This window comes from Streptomyces sp. NPDC060198, from assembly GCF_042728415.1.
Lineage (GTDB): Bacteria > Actinomycetota > Actinomycetes > Streptomycetales > Streptomycetaceae > Streptomyces.
Genome location: NZ_JBHWZJ010000683.1, coordinates 1 through 1,306, shown reverse-complemented (window position 1 = coordinate 1,306; position 1,306 = coordinate 1). Strand labels below are relative to the sequence as shown.

Genomic DNA, 1,306 nt, shown 5'->3' with positions numbered 1-1,306 from the left:
ACGGTGCTCCCGCCGCCCCGCCCGGCGCGGTTCCTCCTCAGACCAGTCTCTGTGTCACGTCACTGCGGTCGGCCGTGTGGACGACCCGGGTCAGGGCACCGTTCACGAACGGCATGTGCGGGTACACATGGCCGCACTCGACATCGGCGACGATCGGCACACCCAGCGTGCCGAGGGCGTCCACCACTGCCTCGTACTGGGTCATGGTGGCGTCGTCGGGGGCCGAAGTGCGCCCGACGACAACGGCGTTGGCATGGTCGAAGAAGCCGTTGAGCCGCATGCCGTGAAGGTTGCGGCAGATGGTGAGCGCGTTGTCCTCGCACACCTCGACGTAGACCACGAGGCCCTCCGGAGCGTGGGCGCGCGCGAAGCCGCGCACATCCAGATACGGGCTGCCCGCCAGGTTGCAGATCGTCTCGACGCACCCCCCGACGAGCCGCCCCGCCACGTCCACGTCCCCCGTGCCGCCGTCGAGCCGGGTCCACCGGCCGTCCCTGTCGAGGCCGAGGTCCTGCTTCCCGGGATCAACGGTCCAGTCGTCCCAGCCGGGGGACCGGTACCGCCCGGGCGAGGACTGGGTGAACCCGCTCCCGGACTCCAACTCCACGATGTCGAGCCAGGAGAGCAGCCCCTCGGGTTGGAGATAGGGCGTGTCCATGAGGTTCGCACCGTGCAGGGTCGCCGTGCCGGACAGCAGCGTCAGCGGGGTGATGAGCGTGGCCATGTCCGAGTACCCGACCACCCACGTCGGTTCCGCCGCGGCGACCTTGTCCCAGTCGATCAGCGACACCAGGTCGATCGCCGTCTCCCCGCCCCACGGCGGCACCACGGCCCGGATGCCGGGGTCGGTCAGGAACGCCTCGAACTCGGCGGCGCGTTCACCCGCCGACGCACTGACATGCCGGGACCCGTCCATGCACGCCCCGACCACCACCTCGTACCCCCGGGCCTCGACCACCCGCACCGCGGCGTCGAGCCGCCCCCGGAGCCTCTCCGGAACACCGGACGAGGGAGAGGTGACGGCAACGCGGTCACCGGGACGGAGGGGGCGGGGGTATCGAATCGTCATGCGAGGACTCTGGCACGCGGCTCACGGCCGGTGCCAGGGAGTTTGCGGTGGGCCGAGTACGCGGGCGGGGGTCGGAGCGGGAACTTACTTCGCACGCCGCGATGGCGTTGAGGAGTTAAGGGAAGTCGAGCGGGTCTCATTACTAAAGCGTGTTGCAGAAGCCTGCGCTTCGGGTATTTCTCCTGTATGGGTGGGGTGTTGCGGGCTGAGGCGTTGTGGGTGGAAACGTTCACCGGG

1 protein-coding gene is annotated in these 1,306 nt (G+C 69.5%); it reads right to left on the bottom strand.

All coding sequences use genetic code 11. From position 1 onward, the window contains the following. Positions 1-37 precede the first annotated feature (37 nt). On the bottom strand, positions 38-1,069 hold the full coding sequence (locus ACFWEP_RS34715) for a S66 peptidase family protein (protein ID WP_387376297.1): 1,032 nt from the start codon (positions 1,067-1,069) through the stop codon (positions 38-40). Positions 1,070-1,306 lie beyond the last annotated feature (237 nt).